Annotated in this window: 19 protein-coding genes; 11 read left to right on the top strand and 8 right to left on the bottom strand. The window is 73.4% G+C overall.

Annotation, left to right across the window (positions count from 1 at the left end; all coding sequences use genetic code 11):
- The first annotated feature begins 15 nt into the window (after nt 1-15).
- Complete coding sequence (locus ACFWV2_RS07225) at nt 16-570, top strand: hypothetical protein (RefSeq protein WP_384402957.1); 555 nt, start codon at nt 16-18, stop codon at nt 568-570.
- A gap of 49 nt (nt 571-619) precedes the next feature.
- On the top strand, nt 620-1,324 hold the full coding sequence (locus ACFWV2_RS07220) for a hypothetical protein (protein ID WP_384402954.1): 705 nt from the start codon (nt 620-622) through the stop codon (nt 1,322-1,324).
- Nucleotides 1,325-1,340: 16 nt separating this feature from the next.
- Here the strand turns inward: ACFWV2_RS07220 and ACFWV2_RS07215 are convergent, their stop codons facing one another.
- Nucleotides 1,341-1,985, bottom strand: coding sequence for a DNA alkylation repair protein (locus ACFWV2_RS07215; RefSeq protein WP_384403277.1), 645 nt, complete (start codon nt 1,983-1,985; stop codon nt 1,341-1,343).
- A 194-nt stretch (nt 1,986-2,179) separates the two neighbouring features.
- Between ACFWV2_RS07215 and ACFWV2_RS07210 the strand changes: the two genes are divergently transcribed.
- Nucleotides 2,180-3,397 carry a nitric oxide synthase oxygenase gene (locus ACFWV2_RS07210; protein WP_384403274.1) on the top strand — a complete coding sequence of 406 codons (1,218 nt, stop codon included), beginning with the start codon at nt 2,180-2,182 and terminating at the stop codon, nt 3,395-3,397.
- A 64-nt stretch (nt 3,398-3,461) separates the two neighbouring features.
- Here ACFWV2_RS07210 and ACFWV2_RS07205 read toward each other — a convergent pair whose 3' ends face one another.
- Entirely contained in the window at nt 3,462-4,364 is a 903-nt protein-coding gene (locus tag ACFWV2_RS07205) for an NAD(P)-dependent oxidoreductase (RefSeq protein WP_384402951.1), read from the bottom strand.
- 78 nt (nt 4,365-4,442) lie between these two features.
- On the opposite strand from ACFWV2_RS07205, the gene ACFWV2_RS07200 reads away from it, so the two are divergent.
- Nucleotides 4,443-4,793 carry a winged helix-turn-helix transcriptional regulator gene (locus ACFWV2_RS07200; RefSeq protein WP_384402948.1) on the top strand — a complete coding sequence of 117 codons (351 nt, stop codon included), beginning with the start codon at nt 4,443-4,445 and terminating at the stop codon, nt 4,791-4,793.
- 143 nt (nt 4,794-4,936) lie between these two features.
- Here ACFWV2_RS07200 and meaB read toward each other — a convergent pair whose 3' ends face one another.
- The 3 genes from meaB to ACFWV2_RS07185 are packed head-to-tail and all read right to left on the bottom strand — an operon-like array spanning nt 4,937 to nt 9,902.
- Nucleotides 4,937-5,920 carry a methylmalonyl Co-A mutase-associated GTPase MeaB gene (gene meaB / locus ACFWV2_RS07195; RefSeq protein WP_384402945.1) on the bottom strand — a complete coding sequence of 328 codons (984 nt, stop codon included), beginning with the start codon at nt 5,918-5,920 and terminating at the stop codon, nt 4,937-4,939.
- Nucleotides 5,917-8,091: a methylmalonyl-CoA mutase gene (gene scpA / locus ACFWV2_RS07190; protein WP_384402942.1), complete on the bottom strand. Its 2,175-nt coding sequence runs from the start codon at nt 8,089-8,091 to the stop codon at nt 5,917-5,919. The genes meaB and scpA overlap by 4 nt, the downstream gene beginning before the upstream one ends.
- Complete coding sequence (locus ACFWV2_RS07185) at nt 8,091-9,902, bottom strand: methylmalonyl-CoA mutase family protein (protein WP_384402940.1); 1,812 nt, start codon at nt 9,900-9,902, stop codon at nt 8,091-8,093. Before ACFWV2_RS07185 ends, scpA begins: the two co-directional genes overlap by 1 nt.
- 155 nt (nt 9,903-10,057) lie before the next feature.
- Between ACFWV2_RS07185 and ACFWV2_RS07180 the strand changes: the two genes are divergently transcribed.
- Nucleotides 10,058-10,333 carry a hypothetical protein gene (locus ACFWV2_RS07180; protein ID WP_384402937.1) on the top strand — a complete coding sequence of 92 codons (276 nt, stop codon included), beginning with the start codon at nt 10,058-10,060 and terminating at the stop codon, nt 10,331-10,333.
- A gap of 85 nt (nt 10,334-10,418) precedes the next feature.
- On the opposite strand, the gene ACFWV2_RS07175 is transcribed toward ACFWV2_RS07180, so the two are convergent.
- Complete coding sequence (locus ACFWV2_RS07175; protein WP_384402934.1) at nt 10,419-10,889, bottom strand: hypothetical protein; 471 nt, start codon at nt 10,887-10,889, stop codon at nt 10,419-10,421.
- Nucleotides 10,890-10,989: 100 nt separating this feature from the next.
- Complete coding sequence (locus ACFWV2_RS07170) at nt 10,990-12,309, bottom strand: hypothetical protein (RefSeq protein WP_384402931.1); 1,320 nt, start codon at nt 12,307-12,309, stop codon at nt 10,990-10,992.
- Between the two features lie 172 nt (nt 12,310-12,481).
- On the opposite strand from ACFWV2_RS07170, the gene ACFWV2_RS07165 reads away from it, so the two are divergent.
- The 4 genes from ACFWV2_RS07165 to ACFWV2_RS07150 all read left to right on the top strand — a co-directional run bounded on the left by ACFWV2_RS07165 (nt 12,482) and on the right by ACFWV2_RS07150 (nt 15,563).
- Nucleotides 12,482-13,186: a DUF2470 domain-containing protein gene (locus ACFWV2_RS07165; RefSeq protein ID WP_384402928.1), complete on the top strand. Its 705-nt coding sequence runs from the start codon at nt 12,482-12,484 to the stop codon at nt 13,184-13,186.
- Nucleotides 13,187-13,249: 63 nt separating this feature from the next.
- Nucleotides 13,250-13,804: an HD domain-containing protein gene (locus ACFWV2_RS07160; RefSeq protein ID WP_384402925.1), complete on the top strand. Its 555-nt coding sequence runs from the start codon at nt 13,250-13,252 to the stop codon at nt 13,802-13,804.
- Entirely contained in the window at nt 13,801-14,511 is a 711-nt protein-coding gene (locus ACFWV2_RS07155; RefSeq protein WP_384402922.1) for an RNA polymerase sigma factor, read from the top strand. The genes ACFWV2_RS07160 and ACFWV2_RS07155 overlap by 4 nt, the downstream gene beginning before the upstream one ends.
- On the top strand, nt 14,508-15,563 hold the full coding sequence (locus tag ACFWV2_RS07150; RefSeq protein WP_384402919.1) for a CU044_5270 family protein: 1,056 nt from the start codon (nt 14,508-14,510) through the stop codon (nt 15,561-15,563). Before ACFWV2_RS07155 ends, ACFWV2_RS07150 begins: the two co-directional genes overlap by 4 nt.
- A 97-nt stretch (nt 15,564-15,660) precedes the next feature.
- On the opposite strand, the gene ACFWV2_RS07145 is transcribed toward ACFWV2_RS07150, so the two are convergent.
- Nucleotides 15,661-16,608 (bottom strand): glycerophosphodiester phosphodiesterase family protein, encoded by a 948-nt coding sequence (locus ACFWV2_RS07145; protein ID WP_384402916.1) that lies wholly within the window; start codon nt 16,606-16,608, stop codon nt 15,661-15,663.
- 149 nt (nt 16,609-16,757) lie between these two features.
- On the opposite strand from ACFWV2_RS07145, the gene ACFWV2_RS07140 reads away from it, so the two are divergent.
- The gene (locus ACFWV2_RS07140; RefSeq protein WP_384402913.1) at nt 16,758-17,477 is read left to right on the top strand and encodes an IclR family transcriptional regulator; all 720 of its coding nucleotides are present in this window, start codon (nt 16,758-16,760) and stop codon (nt 17,475-17,477) included.
- A 168-nt stretch (nt 17,478-17,645) separates the two neighbouring features.
- Nucleotides 17,646-18,116 (top strand): hypothetical protein, encoded by a 471-nt coding sequence (locus tag ACFWV2_RS07135; protein ID WP_384402910.1) that lies wholly within the window; start codon nt 17,646-17,648, stop codon nt 18,114-18,116.
- Nucleotides 18,117-18,123 lie beyond the last annotated feature (7 nt).

The raw sequence follows: 18,123 nt of genomic DNA, 5'->3' as shown, positions 1-18,123 counted from the left end.
AGACGGGAGCACTCCATGACACCCCCGGTCCGCACACCGGTCCGCACGGCGGCGGGCATCCGGCCGGCCCTGGCCGTGGCCCTCGTCCTCACCCTCGTCGCGGGCGCCTTCGCGGCCTGGGCCGGGCGGGACTGGTACGCCGCCGCCCACGACGACTCCGCCGCGTACGCCGTGCAGCGCGACCGGGCCCTCGCGGCGGGGGAGCAGGCCGTGCAGAACCTCAACACGCTCGACCACCGGCGCGTGGAGCAGGGGCTCGATCTCTGGGAGACCTCCACGACCGGTGAGCTGCACCAGCAACTCGTCGACGGCCGGGACGAGTTCACCAGTCAGGTGCGGACGGCGAGGACGGTGACCACGGCGCGGGTCCTGTCCGGGGCCGTCACGGAACTCGACGACCGGGCCGGCCGGGCCCGGGTGCTCGTCGCCCTGCGCATCACCGTCACGACGCCCGACAGCAGAAGCACGGACAAGGACAGCCGCATGCTGGGCGAACTCACCCGCGCCGACGGCCACTGGAAGCTCAGCGCGCTGGGGCAGGCCCCCGTGGGCGGTACGGCGGCCGGCTGAACCGGGCCCGCACCCGCGACAGCCGCCCGCACCCGAAAGGACACGCACGATGCCGACCACCCGCCACCACCTCAACCGCCAGCGCCGCCGCCAGGCCCTCGCGGGGCCGCAGGCCGAGCCCGTCGTACGGACCACCGGGCCGCGACCGGCGGGGACGCCCGTACGGGAGACGGCCCCGGCACAGGAGCGGGGAGCCACCGCCGAGGACACGGCGGCACGTCCGCGTCACCTCGTCCCGCTCGTCATCCTGTGCGTCCTGACGCTCCTCCTCGGCGGCTTCGCCGGGTGGGCGGCCGGCAGGGCGGAGGAGCTCCGTGACGATCCCGCGCGCGGCAACACGGCCCTCACCGACCTCGCCCGTACCAGCGAGGTCAAGGGGCAGACCGCGGCGGCCGTCGCCGCGCTCTTCTCCTACGACCACGCCGACCCCGCCCCCTTCCACCAGGCCGGGAAGACCCTCCTCACGGGCAAGGCCGTCGCCCAGCACCGCGCACTGCTCGCCGGGGTGCTGGCCCAGGCGGGCCGGCAGAAGACGGCGATCACCACGACGGTCACCGACAGCGCGGTCGAACGGATCGACGGCGACCGCGCCCGGGTCCTGGTCTACGCCGACCAGAGCAGCGTCAGCACGGCCGGCGGGCAGCGGACGAAGGCCGAGGACCGGGGCGCATACGCGGGAGCCATGTTCGCCGTCGACGTCGTGCGCCGCGACGGGCGCTGGATCGTCGAGAACCTCGACACCTTCGGCCGCTGAGTCCCGGGCCGCGTGGTCACGAGGCCTGTCGCCGGCGCACCATCTCGTCGATCCAGACCGGCGCGAACGGAGACGTGCAGCCCGGGGGCGTCGGATAGTCCTTGAGCACCTCCAGACGCTCGCCGATGGCGAGGGCGCGGGCGCGGTGCTCGGGGTGCTCGATCCCGATCTGCGCCAGGCAGTGGTTCATCGCCCACTGCAGGCGGTCCGGGGCGTCCTTCATCTCCGCCTCGACGACGTCGAGCAGCCCCGCGAGGTCCAGGCCCTCGGGCCTCTTCGCCACGCGCTCCGTGGTCAGCGCCCAGCCGGCGCTCGCGATCACCGGATCAGGGTCGGCCGACCACGTCACACGCAGCTCCTCGGCGTGCGGGCTCTTCTTGACCACGTAGTTCACGAGCCAGTCGTGCACCTTGGGCGTGCGGGCCTCGCGCAGCATGGCGTCCAGCTCGTCACGGGCGAAGGCCTTGGGACGGCAGATCAGGAGGGCGAGGAGCCTCGCCGCCGTGTCGCCCGTCTCCCAGAGCCGGTTCGCGAGTTCCTGCTGCGTCTTCAGGCGCTTCGCGAGCCCCCGCAGCCTGCCGAGGTTCACCCCGTGGTCGTCACCGTGCCGCTCGTTCACGGCACGGGCCCTCGGGTCCTCCAGCGCGGCCAGCTCGGCCATCACCTCGTCCACCGTCGTCCCCGCCACCGCCTTCTCGGCCACCACGGCCTCCTCTTCCGTCACGTACGGGCTTCAGCCTACGACGGAAGCGCCGCGTCCGGTCTGGGCGGAGGGGGCGGCAGCGTACCAGTGGGACAGCCTCCCGGGGCGGGATTCACGTACTCTCCGCGTCCGTGCGCGTCCGTACGGTAGTCATGGCGGCGGGAGGGAACACCTTGATCTTCAGTCGCAACCGCCGCCGGAAGTCTGCCCCCAGCACGGGTACCTGCCCCTACGCGCCCGGGGCCCCGGCCCCCACCGCCCCGGCCCCCGAGCCACCCGCACCGGCCCCGCACCTCACGGACCCGCGGCAGGCGGAACGGTTCATCAGGCAGTTCCACGACGAACAGCCCGGCGCCGGGGAGCGGGAGAGCCGGGTCCGCGAGGTGCTCGCCGAGATCGACCGCACCGGGACGTACGAGCACTCCCCGGCCGAGCTGGCCTTCGGCGCCCGCGTCGCGTGGCGCAACGCGGCCCGCTGCATCGGCAGGCTCTACTGGCGCAGCCTCGTCGTGCGCGACCTGCGGCACGTCACCACCTCCGACGCCGTCGCCGCCGAGTGCTTCGCCCATCTGCGGCTGGCCGGCAACGACGGCAGGATCCGGCCGGTCATCTCCGTCTTCGCCCCCGACCGGCCCGGCCGCCCCGCGCCCCGGATCCTCAACGACCAGCTCGTCCGCTACGCCGGACACCGCACGCCCGAAGGCGCCCGGCGCGGCGACCCGCGCGGCGCGCCCCTGACCGCACACGCCCGCGAGCTGGGATGGAAACGGAACGAGGAGCCCTTCCAGGTGTTGCCGCTGATGGTGCGTGAGCACCCCGGCGGGCGGCCGGAGTGGTACGAGCTGCCGGACGACGCCGTACGGGAGGTGCGGCTGACCCACCCCGGGCACCCGTGGTTCGCGGACCTCGGGCTGCGGTGGTACGCCGTGCCCGCGATCAGCGACATGACGCTGGAGATCGGCGGCGTACGGTATCCGGCGGCGCCGTTCAACGGCTGGTACATGGGCACCGAGATAGGGGCCAGGAACCTCGCGGACGCCGACCGGTACGACCTGCTCCCCGTGGTCGCCGACCGGCTCGGACTCGACCGCTCGACCGAGCGCACCCTCTGGCGGGACCGGGCGCTCGTGGAACTCAACCTGGCGGTGCTGCACTCCTTCCACGAGGCGGGGGTGACGATGGCCGACCACCACACCGAGTCCCGGCGGTTCCTCCGGCACATCGCCCAGGAGAGCCGCCACGGCAGGGCCACCCCCGCCGACTGGAGCTGGATCGTCCCCCCGGTCTCCGGCTCCGCCACCCCCGTCTTCCACCGGTACTACGACCCGGTCGACCCGACGCTCCGCCCGGCCTTCCTGCCGCGTACGTGAGCCGTCACCTCACGACCCGCCCGGGACGGCATCCGGAGGGAGCCGCACCCGGCGGGGCGGCGCATCAGCGGCGGCCGAGGACCTCGGCGACCCGGGTGAAGCCCTCCGCGCCGTGGCCGAGGGCCACCGTGCGGCGCGCCAGGCCCTCGGCGGCCCGCATCACGCCCGCGTCGATGCCGTGCGACTCCGAGGCGTGGACGACATGCGTCATCGTCGACACCGCCGAGGTCAGCGGGTTGCCCTCGCCGGAGTACCCGCCGTCCTCCACGTCCTCCGCCCACTCCTGGAACAGCGGCGGCAGGATCGCGGCGATGCCCTGGGCGAAGGGGGCCAGCTCGCGGGGGGTGACGCCCTCGGCCCGCGCCACCGCGAGGGCGTGCACATAGCCCGTCATCGACGTCCAGAAGATGTCGAGCAGCGCGATGTCATAGGCGGCCGCCCGGCTGATGTCCTCCCCGAGGTGGGTGTGGGTCCCGCCGAGGGCGTCGAGCACCGCGCGGTGCTCGGCGTAGAGGGCCTCGGGGCCGCTGTGGAGGAACACCCCTTCGGGCTTCCCGATCGTCGGCGTCGGGGTCATGATGGCGCCGTCGAGATAGCCGATGCCGTGCTCACCGGCCCAGCTCGCGGTGTCCCTGGCGCGCTCGGGGGTGTCGGCGCTCAGGTTCACCACGGTCCGCCCCTTGAGCGCACGCGTCACGGCGTCCTGCCGCAGCACGGAGTCGGTGGCGTCGTAGTTGACCAGGCAGACCACGGTCAGCGGACTCGCCGCGACCGCCTCCTCCGCGCTCGCGGCCGGGACGGCGCCCCCGGCGACGAGTTCCCCGTCCCGGCCGGGCGTGCGGTTCCACACGGTGGTCCGCACACCCGCCTCCAGGAACGCGGCGGCGAGTGCCCGGCCCATCGGCCCGAGACCCAGCACGGTGACGGCACGCCGCCCGGGGGACGAGGACGTGACAGGAGAAGGCATGGCGGAAGAAGACACGGGTGAACTCCCTTGTAGACGTACGGAAGAAGGAAAAGCCGGAGGAGAAGGAGAGGGACGCGGATGAGTCGCGCCCGGGCCCAGGACACCGACGTGTGCGGAGTGACCGCCGCGATCGTGGTCATCGAGGGCAAATGGAAGACGGCGTTGCTGTGGCTGCTCGAGTCCGGCCCGCACCGCCCCGGCGAACTGCGCCGGAAGCTCCCCGAGATCAGCGAGAAGGTGCTGACCCAGGCGCTGCGCGAGATGGAGGACGACGGCCTCGTGCACCGCGAGGTGTACGACGTCCTGCCGCCGAAGACCGTCTACTCGCTGACCGGCTTCGGTCTCGAACTCTCCGAGGCCCTGGCCCCGCTGTCCGCCTGGGGATACCGGCGCCTGGACAGGCTCACGACCGTTCTCACCGCTTCCTGAGGCCCTGTCCCGCTCCCTTCCTCCGGGCCGCTCCCAGCTTCGCCCGGGAGGGCGCCCCCGACCAGTACGCACAAAAAAGTGGGTATGCGGGAGCGCGCGAAGAAGGGGGCCTCCCGCGAAGGAGGCCCCCGGGAGAGGAGTCGTCAGGCGCCCGGCTCGCCGAAGGCGTGCAGGATGCGCTCGGCGGCCAGGGTCGCCGTCAGCTCCCCGGCGCGGACCCGCCGTTCCAGCGCGGGGGCCAGGTCCCGGACCGCCGGGTCGGTGTGGAGGCGGCGCAGGAGTTCGTCGCGGACCATGGCCCAGGTCCAGTCGACCTGCTGGTCGTGGCGCTTGGCCGTGAGGCGGCCGGTCGAGTCGAGCAGGGCCCGGTGCTGCCGCAGGCGCTCCCAGACCTCGTCGAGACCGGCCGACTCCCGGGCGCTGCAGCTGAGGACCGGGGGCGTCCAGAAGGCCTCGGCGCCGTGCATGAGGCGTAGCGCGCCCGCGAGTTCGCGGGCCGCGGCGCGGGCGTCGCGCTCGTGCGGGCCGTCGGCCTTGTTGACGGCGACCACGTCGGCGAGTTCGAGGACGCCCTTCTTGATGCCCTGGAGCTGGTCGCCGGTGCGGGCGAGGGTGAGCAGCAGGAAGGAGTCGACCATGTCGGCGACGGCGGTCTCGGACTGGCCGACGCCCACCGTCTCGACGAGCACCACGTCGTAACCCGCGGCCTCCATGACGACGATCGACTCCCGGGTCGCCTTCGCGACGCCGCCGAGCGTGCCGGCGGTGGGGGAGGGGCGGACGAACGCGGCGGGGTCGACGGCGAGGCGCTCCATCCGGGTCTTGTCACCGAGGATGGAGCCGCCCGTACGGTTCGACGACGGGTCGACGGCAAGCACCGCGACCCGGTGGCCGAGTCCCGTCAGCATCGTCCCGAACGCGTCGATGAACGTCGACTTGCCGACACCGGGCACACCGCTGATCCCGATCCGCACGGCGTTCCCGCTGTGCGGGAGGAGTTCCGTCAGGAGCTCCTGGGCGAGCGCCCGGTGCTGGGGACGGGTCGACTCGACGAGGGTGATCGCGCGGGCCACGAGCGCCCGCTTCCCCTCGCGTACACCCCGTACGTACGTGTCGAGATCGATCACCGCTCGTGCCCGAGGTCGGCCGACAGGCGCGTCACCAGGTCGTGGGCCGCGTCGGGGATCACCGTCCCCGGCGGGAACACGGCCGCCGCGCCCATCTCCAGGAGCGTCGCCACGTCCTGCGGAGGAATCACCCCGCCGACCACGATCATGATGTCCTCGCGGCCCTCGGCGGCCAGTGCCTCCCGCAGCGCGGGGACGAGTGTGAGGTGCCCGGCGGCGAGCGACGAGACCCCGACGATGTGCACGTCCGCCTCTACGGCCTGGCGGGCGACCTCGGCGGGGGTCTGGAACAGCGGGCCGACGTCGACGTCGAAGCCCAGGTCGGCGAAGGCGGTCGCGATCACCTTCTGGCCGCGGTCGTGGCCGTCCTGGCCCATCTTGGCGACGAGGATGCGGGGCCGGCGCCCCTCGGCCTCGCCGAAGGCGTCGACCAGGGCCCGGGTGCGCTCCACGGACGGGGACTCGCCGGCTTCGTTGCGGTACACACCGGAGATCGTACGGATCTGCCCGGCGTGCCGGCCGTACACCTTCTCCAGGGCGTCGGAGATCTCCCCGACCGTCGCCATCGCGCGGGCCGCGTCCACGGCGAGTTCCAGGAGGTTGCCGTCGCCGCCGGCCGCCCGGGTGAGCGCGGCGAGCGCGTCCTGGCAGGCCCGCTCGTCGCGCTCCTCGCGCAGTCGCTTCAGCTTGGCGATCTGCTGGGCCCGTACGGAGGAGTTGTCGACCGAGCGGACGTCGATCCGCTCGTCGGTCGCGACCCGGTACTTGTTGACGCCGATCACCGGCTGCCGGCCGGAGTCGATCCGGGCCTGGGTGCGGGCGGCGGCTTCCTCGACGCGCAGCTTGGGGATGCCGGCGTCGATCGCCTTCGCCATGCCGCCGGCCTGTTCGACCTCCTGGATGTGCTTCCAGGCACGGCGGGCGAGGTCGTGGGTGAGCTTCTCGACGTACGCGCTGCCGCCCCAGGGGTCGATGGTCCGGCAGGTGCCCGACTCCTGCTGGATGAGGAGCTGGGTGTTGCGGGCGATGCGGGCGGAGAAGTCGGTGGGCAGGGCGAGCGCCTCGTCGAGGGCGTTGGTGTGCAGCGACTGGGTGTGGCCCTGGGTGGCCGCCATCGCCTCGACACAGGTGCGGGTGACGTTGTTGAACACGTCCTGCGCGGTGAGCGACCAGCCCGACGTCTGTGAATGGGTGCGCAGGGAGAGGGACTTGGCGTTCCGCGGGTCGAACTGCTTGACCAGCTTGGCCCAGAGGAGCCGGGCGGCGCGCAGCTTCGCGATCTCCATGAAGAAGTTCATGCCGATCGCCCAGAAGAACGACAGGCGCGGCGCGAACGCGTCGACGTCGAGCCCGGCCTCCCGGCCCGCGCGGATGTACTCCACGCCGTCGGCGAGCGTGTACGCCAGCTCCAGATCGGCCGTCGCACCCGCCTCCTGGATGTGGTAGCCGGAGATGGAGATGGAGTTGTAGCGCGGCATCCGCTGCGAGGTGTAGGCGAAGATGTCGGAGATGATCCGCATCGAGGGCCCCGGCGGATAGATGTAGGTGTTGCGGACCATGAACTCCTTGAGGATGTCGTTCTGGATGGTCCCGGCCAGCTTCTCCGGCGGTACGCCCTGCTCCTCGGCCGCCACGATGTACAGCGCGAGCACCGGGAGCACGGCGCCGTTCATCGTCATCGACACCGTCATCCGGTCCAGCGGGATGCCGTCGAACAGCTGCCGCATGTCGTAGATCGAGTCGATGGCGACACCCGCCATGCCGACGTCACCGGTGACGCGGGGGTGGTCGCTGTCGTAGCCGCGGTGGGTGGGCAGGTCGAAGGCGACCGACAGGCCCTTCTGGCCCGCGGCGAGGTTGCGCCGGTAGAAGGCGTTGGACTCCTCGGCCGTGGAGAAGCCCGCGTACTGCCGGATCGTCCACGGCTGGTTGACGTACATCGTCGGGTACGGGCCGCGCAGGTACGGGGCGATGCCGGGGTACGTGCCCAGGAAGTCCAGGCCCTCCAGGTCCTGCCCGGTGTAGAGCGGCTTGACGCCGATGCCCTCCGGGGTCTCCCAGAGCGGGTCGTCACCGCCCGTCGCCTTCTCGACCGCCGTGCGCCAGGCCTCGGGGTCGCCGTCGGCGGTCGGCGTCCCGAGCTCGATCCCGGAGAAGTCGGGGATGGACATCAGGACACTCCCATGCGGTCGAGGGTGGTGGAGAGCAGGGCGACGGCGTCGCAACCGGCGAAGGCGTACGTGTCGACGCCGGGGTACGGCCCGGGGCGGCCGGCGAGGAACACATGCCGCGCACCCGCCGCCCGCAGGCTCCGGGCCGTGGCCTCGGCCTGCTCCTCGTACACCGCGTCACTGGAGCACAGACAGACCTCCTGGGCCCCGCTCTCCTCGAAGCCGCCGTCGGTGACCGGCTCGATGCCACCGGTCCGGAACAGGTTGTCGGCGAAGGCGAGACGGGCCGAGTGCGCGGCCGCCGGTCCGAGCGCGGCCAGATAGACACGGGGGCGTGCGCCGGTCGCCGCGAGGTGCGCGTCGGAACGGGCGCGCAGCGCCTCGAAGGCCTCGTCGCGCCGGACCCGGGGGAGACCGCCGGCCGGCGGCTCGGGGGCGGGAGCGCGGTCGACGGGCTTCTCCCCGAGGTTCGGGAACTCGCTGACTCCGGTGATCGGTTCACGGCGGGTGGCGAGCTTCGCGCTGCGCGCCGACCAGGTCTCGGCGAGGCGTTCGCCGACGGTCCCTGACCGCAGCGCGGCCTGCTGCCCGCCCGCCCGCTCGATGTCCTGGAAGAACTCCCAGGCCGCGTGGGCCAGCTCGTCGGTCAGCCGCTCCACGTACCAGGAACCGCCCGCCGGGTCGATCACCCGCGACAGGTGCGACTCCTCGATGAGGACGGTGGAGGTGTTGCGGGCGATACGCCGGGCGAACGCGTCCGGCAGGCCGAGCGCCTCGTCGAAGGGCAGCACGGTGACGCTGTCGGCGCCGCCCACTCCCGCGGCGAGCGTCGCCACCGTGGTCCGCAGCATGTTCACCCACGGGTCGCGGCGGGTCATCATCACCGGCGAGGTCACCGCGTGCTGGCGCTGCGCGCCCGCCTCCCGGGCACCGCAGACCTCGGCCACCCGGGCCCACAGTCGGCGCGCCGCACGGAGCTTGGCGATCGTCAGGAACTGGTCGGCGGTCGCCGCGTAACGGAACTCCAGCTGGGCGCACGCCTCGGCGACGCCCAGTCCGGCGCCGGTCAGACCGCGCAGATAGGCCACGCCCGTCGCGAGCGAGCAGCCCAGCTCCTGCGCGGCCGAGCCGCCCGCCTCGTGGTACGGCAGCGCGTCCACCGTCAGGGCCCGGAGTCCCGGGTACCGGTCGGCGCAGCGGCGCGCGAGACCGGCGACGGACGCGAGGTCGTACGCCGGGCGGCCGGTGCGGGCCTCGTGGCCCAGCGGGTCCGCGCCCAGGTTGCCCCGGACGGCGTCCGTCGCGACGCCCCGCTCCTCGTACAGCCCGAAGAGCCGCTCGGCGGCCGCCTCCGTCTCGTCGCCGGCGTCGAGGACGACGGGTGCGAGGTCGAGGTAGACGCCGTCGAGGACCGTGGCCAGGGAGGCGACCGGGATGCCCGTGCCGCCGACGCCCAGCCACAGGGACGTGACGCCGTTCTCCAGGTCGGCGAGGACGGCGTCGCCGTCGGCCGCGAGATGGCGCTGGCGTACGTCCCAGCCGCCGGGCGTGTTGCCCTCGGCGCGTCCGCCGCGCACGAAGGGCGCGAAGCCGGGGAGTCCGGCGTCGGGGGCGGTGTCGCGCGCGGTGTAGAGGGGCCGGGTGTCGAGGCCGTCCTCGAGGAGTGTGGACAGGGCGTCCTCGGCGGCGTCGCCGGAGACCTCCTTGCCGGACTTGCGCAGGACACCTGCCACGAGGTGTTGCCACTGCTCGTGTGGCGCGTCGGGGAATTCGGACGCCAGGGGGAGCCCGTCGTCAGGCAGGACCGTCATGCTCGGATGCTAGGGGAGATCGACAAAGGAGCAGGAGGGCGTACGACTGTGACCTTCTTCTCGTCGACCTGCGGCGATCCGTGTGGTGGGGCGTGCGGCGGACGGGCGGTGGGCGCCCGTACGGCGTTGTCAGTGGTGGCTGGGACGCTGGCCGTATGGACAGGGACGAGGAGCTGTTGAGAGGCCGGGTCTACGGCCAGGAGCACGACGACCCGCGGCCGGGCCCCCGGCCCGGCCGTGTCTACGCCGAGCTGGTCGGCGGGCCGCTCGACGGGCTGCTCCTCGACGTCACCGGCCGGCCGCCGGAGGCCGTGGCCGACGGTGTCGCCCTGGAGACGGAGCTCGGCCGCTACGGCGCCGACGGCCGGTCGCTCTACGACCCGCGTCCGGGCGACCCCGGCCGGTTCGACTGGGCCGGCGACGCGCCCTGACGGGCCGTGACCGGGCAGGGCCCGAGAAGGGCCCCGCCGCGGTCACACGCGCGTGTCCGCCGCGACCACGGGTCGCGGCGCGGGGTCAGCGCAGGACGGAGGAGAAGTTGTCGAGCTGGATCCAGGTCACCTTGTTCGTCGCCTGCGGGCCGTAGACGTTGACGGCGCCCGCCGTGTTGGCCTCGATGCGGATCGCGTTGATGCCCTGGCTGTTGTTGCGCGGGCAGACACCGCGGGTCAGCTTGGGCGGACGGATGGTGGCGGGCAGCGTGCCGAGCCTGCCGTCGGCGCTGAAGTCGCAGGTGACCGTGCCGCGCAGCTGGAGGAACTCCGTCCCCGCAAGACGTATCACCCGGGCCTCGGCCGGGGCGCCGGTCACGTTCGTGACGGCCGGGTCCACGGTGATCGCCGTCCAGTCGACGACGGTCTGGCAGCCGTCCACGGGGTCGACGGCGGCGGCCGGGGTGGCCGTGAGCAGCGGGGCGCCGACGGCGACGGCGGGGGCGGCGAGCGCCGCGGTGAGCAGGGAGCGGCGGCTGGTGGTGTGCTGGGTCATGCTCGATCCTCCGGATCGGTGGGGCGGGCGGGCGTGGGGACGGATGCGGCGGGTCCGGGGCGGCCGGTGCGGAGCGCGGTCGCGGCGGCGCGGCGGCGGCTCACCGCCAGGCGACGGTGACGCCGTCGAGGTCGATCCAGGTGATGGCGTTGTCGCTGGTGGCGCCGTACGCCCAGAGGGCGCCGTGGACGTCCGCCTCGACCCGGCACACGTAGCGGCCGGTGTTGTTGTTGCGGGGCACGTTCTGCCGGGTGAGGTGGGTCGGGCGCAGCCGGTGCGGCAGCGTCCCGATCCTGCTGTCGGCGGTGAGGCCGGGGGAGCAGGTGACGGTGCCCCGCAGCTGGAGGTAGGTGGTGCCGGCGAGGGCGATCAGCCGTCCGCGCGGGGGCTGGGCGCCGGGGGAGACACCGGCTTCGAGGGCCAGGTCCTCCCACTCCGCGAGCACCTTGACCCCGTCCACCGCGGGCTTCGTCGGGTACCAGCCGATCGTGACGTCACGCGAACCGGTGGTGCCGGGGACGGTGTTGCTGAAGCCGAACAGCAGCCGGGTCTCGGCGGTCGCCGGGTCGACCTCGACGGCGACGCCCTCGGGCTCGCGCCGGGTGAGACCGTCGGCGTTGGTGACGACCTGCCGGTCGAGGCGGGTCCCGGTGGTCCACGAGTACGAGGTGAGGAAGGCGATCCCGGGGAACTCACTGGGGACCGTCGGGTTGTTCTCCTTGTCGTACGGCGCCCACTGGTACGAGTAGAGGACGTCCCCGAGCGCGGTGAAACCCTGCGAGACGAGGGTCTTCCTCAGCGGGTGGGGCGACGGCACGGCGGGGGTGACGTCCTCACCGGCCGGCATCACGAAGGTGGTGCCCACGGGGGTCCACGAGCCGGCGGCGGCCGCGGCGGGGTCGTACCGGGTGAAGTGCCGCTTTCCGTCCTTGTGGTACATGACGCACAGCAGGTTGTTCACCGGGTCGAGCGACGGGCCGACGCCCGACGTGCTGCCGGGCGGCGTGAACTTCCGCTCCACCGGTATCGCGGCTCCGTCGACGACCGAGCCGTCGACGAAGCGGAAACGGGTGACGGCCTTGCCGAAGGTCGTGCCGTCCGAGGTGACGTGCAGCGGGCCGACCTCGGTCCAGAGGTACGTGTCTGCGCCGACGGGCTCGGCGCCCATCGAGAGCCCGTGCCCGAAGCCCTTCAGCTGCATCGAGCCGGTGACCTTGCCGGTCCTGCGGTCGATGCGGTTCAGGTACATGTTGCCCTGCGGCGCCGTGGCCGAGCTCTCCACCTGGAGCACGAAGACGTGCCCGTTGACGGTGTCGGTGGCGATCGCCTGCGGGGCCGGGCTCTTCACCAGGTCGACCGTCTGGATGAGCCTGCCGGTGACGCCGGACAGATCGACGCCGTTGGCGTCCGTGTATGCCATGTTCTCTCCCCCGGGATCCCTGAGGGGATCCGCTCGATGAAGAGAAGATCATCACATGGCGCCTCCGTCGCCGTTCTCGGGAGGCCGCGCAGGCGCTCCCGCACCCCGAGACATTAAGTTAGCTTAGGCTTACCTTAGTAGCCGTCTCGTCACCTGCCCCGGGAGAACTCGGATGCGACCCTTCAGCCCCCGCGCCGCGCGGCCCACCCCCGCCGAGCGCGTGCGATCGATCCTCGCGGCCGCCCACTCGATGACCGTCGTCACCGACGGAGTCCACCAGGAGGTCCACCTCCTCGACGGGACCGGGCCGATGGGGCACATCCACCTCCACGACCCGTCCGAGCAGAGCCACGCCGGACAGGCCGCGCGGATCCCCGTACGCCTGGAGTTCACCGACATCGCCCCCACCCCCGTACGCGAACGGCTCCGCGCCCGCGTCACCCTGACGGGCCTTCTGGCGGCGCCCTACGAGCCGGAGGCGAGCGCCGACATCTGCGTGGAGTTCGGCCAGGCCCTCCTGGAGGACGCCGAGGGCCGGACGTACCTCACCCTCGACGAACTCCACGCGACCGACATCGACCCGATGGCCGCCTGCGAGGCGTCCATGCTGACCCACCTCGTCGACGGCCACGGCGAACTCGTGCCGCTCCTCCTCCGCCTCGTCCGCCCGCGCCCCCACCGGGACATGGTCCGCGCCCTCCCCGTCGCCCTGGACCGCTACGGCATCACCCTGCGGCTCGAACACCCCACCGGACACCAGGACGTCCGGCTGCCCTTCCCCACCCCGGTCACCGACATCGACCAGGCCGGGCCCCGAATCCACGCCCTCCTCGCGGCGGCCCGCCGCTCCACCCACCCCAACCGGCTGCTGACCTGACCGAACACCCGCGCGGCGGGGGAGCGGGCGACCGGCCGCCTCCCTCCCCGCGATGATGGGGCGATGAAGACTCTCGACGAGGTGGACGCGCTCGCCGACCGGGCCCACGCCGGACAGACCGACAAGGCGGGCGTCCCGTACGTCCGGCACGTCCGCGCGGTCGCCGCGGGCCTGGAGCCGTTCGGACCGCACCTGACCATGGCCGGGCTGCTCCACGACGTCATCGAGGACACCCCGTGGACGGCGGACGGACTCCGCGCCGCCGGAATCCCCGACCGGGTCGTCGCCCTCGTCGAAGCCGTCACCAACACCCCCGGCACGCCCTACGAGGAGAAGATCCGCCGCATCACGCGGGACCCCGACGCCACCCTCGTGAAGATCGCCGACAACGCGCACAACAGCCGCACGGACCGGGCCGACGCCCTGCCGCCCGACCGGCGCGAGCGGCTCGCCCTCAAGTACCGGGCGGCCCGGGAGGTGCTGTGGGCGGCGGCCGACCCCGAGCACATCGCCACGATCCTGCGCGTGGTCAACCCCGCACTCCTCGAAGAGCTGGCAGCCCGGTGTGACCGGGGTCACGGGAACCCGTCCCGGGGCCCGGACAGACCAGAGACGTGAACACAGACACGCGCGCACGCATACGGGACGGAGACCCCTCGGCCTTCGCCGGACTCTTCGACTCCTACGCCCGGAGCGTCTACAACCACGCCTTCCGGCTGACCGGCGACTGGTCGGTCGCCGAGGACGTGATGGCGGCCACCTTCCTGGAGGCCTGGAGGCTACGGCGCAAGGTGGACCCCGAGGGGGGTTCGCTCCGCCCCTGGCTGCTCGGCGTCGCCACCAACGTCGCCCGCAACCACTGCCGGGGCAACCGCCGGTACCGGGCGGCCGCCGCCGCGTACGCCGAGGCGGGGCCGGCCGCGGCCCCGGTACCCGACCACGCCTCCGAGGTCGCCGGCCGGATCGACGACCGACGCCGCATCGCCGCCACCCTCCGGGCGCTCGGCACGCTCCGCCGCACCGAACGCGAAGTCCTGGTGCTCTGCCTCTGGGAGGGCCTCGCCTACACCGAGGTGGCCCAGGCGCTGCGCGTCCCCGTCGGCACCGTCCGCTCCCGGCTCTCCCGCGCCCGAGCCAGGCTCCGCACCGGCGCGGAGGCCGAACTCGCCCTTGAGGCGGCCGCTCCCGCCCGGGAGGAGCGCGACCCCGTTCTCCGGGAGAAACGGGAACCCGCCCTGGAGAAACGGGAACCCGCCCCCCGCCCCCGACAGACAACAGGTGATCGCGTGAACGCGGTCCGGCCCGCGCAGGAAGGAATCCGATGAGCCTCGACCCGACCCAGCCTCGTACGGCGAACCGGCACGAGAGCGGAGACCTCCCGGCGACCGAGGAACACGACCTTCCTCCGGGCCGCCACCAGTTCCACAAGGAGCGCCTGATGAGCCAGATCCACGACGACCGCCGCGCCGCCGCCCCGCGCAACCCGTTCCTGCGGAAGGCGATCCTCCTGCCGGCCGCGACCGCGCTCGCCGGCGCCCTCGCCGTCGGCGTCCTCCTCCTCACCCCCGGCGGAGCCCAGGGCCCCGGCGACCTCGCCGCCGGACCCGCCCTGACCACCTCGATCGGCACCGTCGACGCCCACGGCGCACCCCGCCTCCTCGACCGGATCTCGCTGGCCGCGGCCGGGGCGGACGCCCCGAAGGGCCGCGCCGGGCAGTACCTCTACATCGAGACGCGGGCCGCGAACACGCACGTGAGGACGGTGAACGGCGTGAGCAGCCTCGTGAGCGTGCCCCTGCACACCCGGCAGACCTGGCGGTCCCCCGACGGCCTCGAAGGCTGGCTGGTCGAACCCGGCACGACCGAGCCCGGCGGCATCACCCTGGCCGGCCCCGACGAGACCGGCAACACCCCGAAGCCGCACCTCGGCGCGCCCACGCACGACTACCTGGCCACCCTCCCCACCGACCCCGACGCGCTGCTGCGGAAGATCTACGAGGAGACCGAGGGGCAGGGCAACGGCAAGGACCAGCAGGCCTTCACCACCATCGGAGACCTGCTCGTCGAGAGCTGGCCGTCCCCGCAGCTGACGGCCGCGCTCTACCGGGCCGCCGCCAAGATCCCCGGTGTCGTCCTGGTGGACAGCGCCACCGACGCCGCCGGTCGCGAGGGCGTCGCGGTCGCGCGGCTCGACGAGACCAGCGGCGTCCGCACCGAATGGATCTTCGACAGCAAGACCCTCACCTTCCTGGGCGAACGCACCGTCCAGGTGAAGGGAAGCGGCGGCGAGGGCGGCCTCATCAAGCCCGGCACCGTCGTCTTCACCCACGCGATCATGGTCAGGGCCTTCGTCGACGACATCAAGGTCACGCCGTAGGGACCCGGGCCGGGGCCGAGCGCGGGGGCTCCGGCGTCGCCCTTGCAGACGGTGGCGTCGGCCGGGGTTCTTGGCGGCGAGTTCGAAGCCGGCGTCCTCAGGGAGTACGCCCGGCCCACCAGCCGCCCAGCTCGGTCGGGCGGTTGGTGATGATGCCGTCCACCCCCAGATCGTCCAGGGCCTTCCAGCGGTCCGCCCGGTCCACCGTCCACACGTTGACGGCCACCCCCGCCGCGTGCAGCTCGGCCACCAGCCCCGGGCGGGTGGACAGCGCGGTGTCCGAGACGTTGTACGCGGCGAGGTCCAGCTCCCCGGCCAGGGCGACCGGGTCCGCGTCGAGCGTGCTCCGCAGCAGGCCGACCGGCAGCTCGGGCGCCAGGTCGCGGACGTGCCTCAGGGACGTGATGTCGAAGCTCTGGACGAAGACCCGGTCCGTCATGCCCTGGTCCCGGACGTCCTGGACGATCCGGGCCACCTCGGCGTGACTGTGACGGCCCTTGATCTCCAGGAGCAGTTTCCCGCCGCGCACCCGGAGGTCCGCCAGCTGGGCCGCGAGGGTCGGGACGCGGGTCCCGGCGTAGGCGGGGGCGAACCAGGAACCGGCGTCCAGGGCGTCCAGCTGGGCGGACGTCAGGGAGCGGACCGGGCCCGTGCCGTCCGTCGTCCGGTCGACGGTCGTGTCGTGGAGGATGTACGGCACGCCGTCCTTGCTGGGCTGGACGTCGTTCTCGATCCAGACGGCGCCGCCCCGCCGGGCCACCTCGTCGGAGACCAGGGTGTTCTCGGGGGCGGCCGCGGAGGCGCCCCGGTGGGCGATCACCGTCGGCGGCGCACCCGGCGCGCGCATCCAGGGGCTCGTCGCCGTGGCCCGCGACGTCGGGGCCTTCGTCGCCGTGACCTCCGGCGCCGGCCGGGGCGCGGACCGCGAGGGCGGGGCGGCGACGACGAACGCGGTCGCGAGCCCCGCCACGGCGGTGGCCACGACGACCAGGCCGACGACCGTGCGCCGACGGTTCCGGGAGGCGGGCGGTTGAGCGTCTCTCATGACCGGACACCCTACGGGCCTGCCGGCGGCGACACGACGGGCGCCCCGAGCCCTTGGCGGGAATCCCCCGGACTGCGGCATGGTGGGAGGGAGCCCGGAGCCGAACCATCGGGGGTCCACGGCCGGGCGCGGGGATCGGGGGGGGACTCATGGACACCGGTGAGGCACGCGGACCGGCCGGCGAGGGCCACGACACCGTGAAGGTACGCGGCCGGAGTGTGCTCGAAGGGGCGTTCGCCCTGCTCGACGCCCTGCGCCGGAGCGGCGACGAGGCCGGGGTGACCGAACTCGCGCTCGTCTGCGGGGTGCCCAAGGGCAGCGTCCACCGGCTGCTCGACCAACTGGTCACGCTCGGCGCCGTCGAACGGAAGGGCAACCGCTACCGGGTCGGGCCCCAGCTGTACCGCCTCGGTCAGGCCTGGGAGCCGCACCCCGGACTGCGGCCCGCCGCCCGGGTTCCGATCCAGCGGCTCCGGGCCGCCACCGGCGCGAGCGTGGTCCTCGCCGTGCTCCGCGAGGACATGGCCCTCACGATCAGCTCGGTGCCGGGAGACCTGGAACCGCTGTTCCCGGTGCGGGACGGCCTCGCGTTCCGGCTCGACACCGCCGCCGGCAAGGCCCTGCGGGGCCCGCTCCGCGGCGGCGCGATCCTCGACCGCGAGGACGTGATGGACGGGGTGTGCTGCGCCTCGCTGCCGGTCCGCACCCCGGACGGGCGTACCGTCGCGGCCCTCGCCGGCATGGTCCCGGCCGGCCGGCCGCTCGACCCGCTCGCCCGGGGGGTCGCCGAGGCGGGCGCCGCGATCGGCCGCGCCCTCGCCCGGGGCGGGCCGCGGACCAGGGTCCCGGCGGCCGCCCCCGTGCTCTGAGCCCACCGGCCGAGCGGCGTTGTTCCGTCCAGCGGAACGCGCGTAGAACCGGGCGGGGCGGAGGGGCACAGTAGGGGACGTGCCGAGGGGAACGGCACACCGGCCCCGCCGAGAAGAGGCGGGCCGGAACCACCGTCACGCGAGTGACCCGATGTGTGGGGGGACCACATGCGCAAGAACCGACTCGTCCGAACGGCCGCCACCGCCCTCCTCGGACTCGGCAGCGTCGGCGTCTTCGCCGGCACCGCCCAGGCCGAGCCGATCGACTACGTGAAGATCGAGCTGCTCGAACTGCACTGCCAGAAGAACAGCGAGGGCGACCACGACGAGGCGTACCTCAAGATCACCGACGCCAACGGCAACGCCGTCAAGGTCTGGCCCGGCAACGGCCTCAAGTACCAGACCATGGGCACCGGTTACGTCCGCTCCATGGCCGACGGCAACGGCAGCGCGGCCCTCATCCTCGGCAAGGAGCAGGCCCGCACGATGACCGTCTGGGACTACGACTCGACCAGCCCGGACGACAAGCTCGGTGCCACGCTCGTCACCGGCAGCGAGTTCGGCGCCGAGACCCAGTGGCGCACCGTCGAGGGCTCCGGCGGCGCCTACGTCATCGGCTACCGCGTCATCGACATCTGACCGACGC

Source organism: Streptomyces sp. NPDC058671, from assembly GCF_042716475.1.
Lineage (GTDB): Bacteria > Actinomycetota > Actinomycetes > Streptomycetales > Streptomycetaceae > Streptomyces.
Note: the sequence above shows the minus strand (reverse complement) of the source record. Positions and strands in the feature narration are given on the sequence as shown.

Excerpts from the sequence above, each read along its gene's own strand:
- ACFWV2_RS07225 (WP_384402957.1), top strand. The coding sequence starts at position 16 with ATGACACCCCCGGTCCGCACACCGGTCCGCACGGCGGCGGGCATCCGG.
- ACFWV2_RS07220 (WP_384402954.1), top strand. The coding sequence starts at position 620 with ATGCCGACCACCCGCCACCACCTCAACCGCCAGCGCCGCCGCCAGGCC.
- ACFWV2_RS07215 (WP_384403277.1), bottom strand. The coding sequence starts at position 1,985 with ATGGCCGAGCTGGCCGCGCTGGAGGACCCGAGGGCCCGTGCCGTGAAC.
- ACFWV2_RS07210 (WP_384403274.1), top strand. The coding sequence starts at position 2,180 with ATGGCGGCGGGAGGGAACACCTTGATCTTCAGTCGCAACCGCCGCCGG.
- ACFWV2_RS07205 (WP_384402951.1), bottom strand. The coding sequence starts at position 4,364 with ATGCCTTCTCCTGTCACGTCCTCGTCCCCCGGGCGGCGTGCCGTCACC.
- ACFWV2_RS07200 (WP_384402948.1), top strand. The coding sequence starts at position 4,443 with ATGAGTCGCGCCCGGGCCCAGGACACCGACGTGTGCGGAGTGACCGCC.
- scpA (WP_384402942.1), bottom strand. The coding sequence starts at position 8,091 with ATGTCCATCCCCGACTTCTCCGGGATCGAGCTCGGGACGCCGACCGCC.
- ACFWV2_RS07185 (WP_384402940.1), bottom strand. The coding sequence starts at position 9,902 with ATGACGGTCCTGCCTGACGACGGGCTCCCCCTGGCGTCCGAATTCCCC.
- ACFWV2_RS07180 (WP_384402937.1), top strand. The coding sequence starts at position 10,058 with ATGGACAGGGACGAGGAGCTGTTGAGAGGCCGGGTCTACGGCCAGGAG.
- ACFWV2_RS07175 (WP_384402934.1), bottom strand. The coding sequence starts at position 10,889 with ATGACCCAGCACACCACCAGCCGCCGCTCCCTGCTCACCGCGGCGCTC.
- ACFWV2_RS07170 (WP_384402931.1), bottom strand. The coding sequence starts at position 12,309 with ATGGCATACACGGACGCCAACGGCGTCGATCTGTCCGGCGTCACCGGC.
- ACFWV2_RS07165 (WP_384402928.1), top strand. The coding sequence starts at position 12,482 with ATGCGACCCTTCAGCCCCCGCGCCGCGCGGCCCACCCCCGCCGAGCGC.
- ACFWV2_RS07160 (WP_384402925.1), top strand. The coding sequence starts at position 13,250 with ATGAAGACTCTCGACGAGGTGGACGCGCTCGCCGACCGGGCCCACGCC.
- ACFWV2_RS07150 (WP_384402919.1), top strand. The coding sequence starts at position 14,508 with ATGAGCCTCGACCCGACCCAGCCTCGTACGGCGAACCGGCACGAGAGC.
- ACFWV2_RS07145 (WP_384402916.1), bottom strand. The coding sequence starts at position 16,608 with ATGAGAGACGCTCAACCGCCCGCCTCCCGGAACCGTCGGCGCACGGTC.
- ACFWV2_RS07140 (WP_384402913.1), top strand. The coding sequence starts at position 16,758 with ATGGACACCGGTGAGGCACGCGGACCGGCCGGCGAGGGCCACGACACC.
- ACFWV2_RS07135 (WP_384402910.1), top strand. The coding sequence starts at position 17,646 with ATGCGCAAGAACCGACTCGTCCGAACGGCCGCCACCGCCCTCCTCGGA.